General features: G+C 58.8%; 3 protein-coding genes. All 3 read right to left on the bottom strand.

Going from position 1 to position 2,030, the window contains the following annotated elements; genetic code table 11:
• Positions 1–341 (bottom strand): hypothetical protein (locus tag P792_RS37475; protein WP_035439453.1); only part of this gene is annotated, 341 nt, incomplete at its 3' end.
• Between the two features lie 338 nt (positions 342–679).
• Positions 680–1,459: a copper resistance protein B gene (locus P792_RS25210; protein WP_152530164.1), complete on the bottom strand. Its 780-nt coding sequence runs from the start codon at positions 1,457–1,459 to the stop codon at positions 680–682.
• A partial coding sequence (locus P792_RS0118305; RefSeq protein ID WP_031240289.1) for a multicopper oxidase domain-containing protein occupies positions 1,456–2,030 on the bottom strand: 575 nt, incomplete at its 5' end. The genes P792_RS0118305 and P792_RS25210, both read right to left, overlap by 4 nt.

The raw sequence follows: 2,030 nt of genomic DNA, 5'->3' as shown, positions 1-2,030 counted from the left end.
CCCGTCATTGTGGGCTGCTTCAGCCAGTCTGAAAAACTCGCCGGAAAAAGGGCCTCGTTACCCGGTACCGGCACGAAGGGGTGGCGCACGGTGCCCAGAGAAGGCTGTGTGCGATCATAGGGGCTGCCATAGAGATTGGGCGGGTTATCGGCGCCCTTGCCTGCATGATTCTGGGTTGCCGTCTCCTTGAGCATAGGATCGAGCGTGGCTGCGGTCTGATCACTCGGGCTTGCTTGCTGGCTCTGACTCTGGGCCGAGGCCGGTGCAACGAGAAGGCAGCTTCCAAGTATCGTCCCGGCAGCCCAAAGTGCCAGACGCCCCGCGGCATTCTTTACAGGCATGATCGCGTGATCTCTCCATTTCGACAGGTAACAACCTCACGCGACGCAAAGCTGAGATATGGCCAAGTCTGTGCGTCGTTGCGCCCTCCCTATCAATATTTCATATCATGACAAGGAGATTGACGGCCGCAATCTGTTTCCCACGTTGTGGGCTCCTGGCCTGTGTTTTTAAGGCAACACCTATATATCGGGTGCGGATTAACAAAATACTGTCACGCTCGGCATGGCGCGGCCTGCATCGACTGTAAACTCGCGTTGCGTGGTACCCCGGCGGCTCAAAGGCGACCCGCCGGGAAGATCGTCTTCCCTTGCCCCGTTGGCAGTCGGTCATCGCATGATCAAAACCAGCTGCGAATACCGATTGTCAGACGCAGGTTGCCGCCGCTATCGTCTCGCTCCCGTGCAAAACGCCGCGCCTGCTGGAAATAACCATCATACGTCATGGCGATATAGGGCGCGAATTCCCGCCATATCTCATATCGCAGCCTCAACCCGGTATCGATATCGGAAATTCCCGCACCGTTACCCCGGGCTGGATCGGCCTTCGAATAAAGGTTCAGTTCGATCTGAGGCTGCAGGATCAGCCGGTTTGTCAGCAGAATGTCGTACGAGCCCTCGAAACGGGCGGCAAAACGTCCCTGATCGCTGACATAGCCGGTGGCCTGTAACTCGAACTGATAAAGCGACAGCCCCTGTATACCGAGCGCCGCCCAGGTGCGTGTAGGACCGCTATCCAGATCGACACGAACACCGCCCTGCACGTCGAAATAGGAGGATACGGCGCGGCTATAGAGAACCTCCTGATCGCCATCTCCCATGCGGCCTTTCGACACGGTGCCCTCGGAACGCAGCCAGAGGCGATTATAGTCGCCGCCGACCCAGGCTTCGCCATCCCACCGGAAGCTCGAATTTTGTCCGGCAAGGCGCCCCTCGAACTCGTCGAGCAGGCCATGGACCCATATTCCCTGATCCATGACAGGCATGACACCGTCGATATAGCTGGGCATCGTTGCACTCGACTTTGCCTGCGCCGTAGGCGCCGCATGGCTGCCCGATGAGAGCAAAAGGGTGCCGGCAAGGCCAGCCAGAAAGTTGATGGTGTGTCTGCGCATGTTCATGACACCACCACCGTGCGGAACATGCCGAGATGCATGTGATAGATCAGGTGACAATGCAGCGCCCACATGCCCGGCGTGTCTGCCGTCACAAGATAGCTGAGCTTCGAGCCAGGCTGGGAGAGAATGGTATGCTTGTTGGGCCTGAGCGCCCCCTGACCGTTTTCCAGCTCGCTCCAGAACCCATGCAGGTGAATCGGGTGCTCCATCATCGTGTCGTTGATGAGCGTGATCCGCACACGTTCCCCCAGACCCAGCATGATTGGTGGCGCTTCAGAGAATTTCTTCGCGTCAAAACCCCAGATATAGCGCGTCATATTCCCTGTCAGGTGCAGCACGATTTCCCGGCTTGGGGGGCGTTGGTCCGGGGCAGGGCGCAGGGCACGGAGCATTGCGTAGGTGAGGACTACACGCCCGTTATCCTCCAGTCCGTCCCCCGGTTCGGATAGGCGATTGACCGGGTCCATGGCGACATTCTGGTTTTCCACATTGCGTGGCGGCGGGCCGGGGTCATCAATCTGGATGGGCTGCGCCGGGGTGAGATGCGTGCTTGACGCGGGTTTATCTTGCGGTT

This window comes from Asaia sp. SF2.1 (assembly GCF_000505765.1).
Classification (GTDB): Bacteria; Pseudomonadota; Alphaproteobacteria; order Acetobacterales; family Acetobacteraceae; genus Asaia; species Asaia bogorensis.
This window is presented reverse-complemented; position numbering and strand designations above follow the sequence as displayed.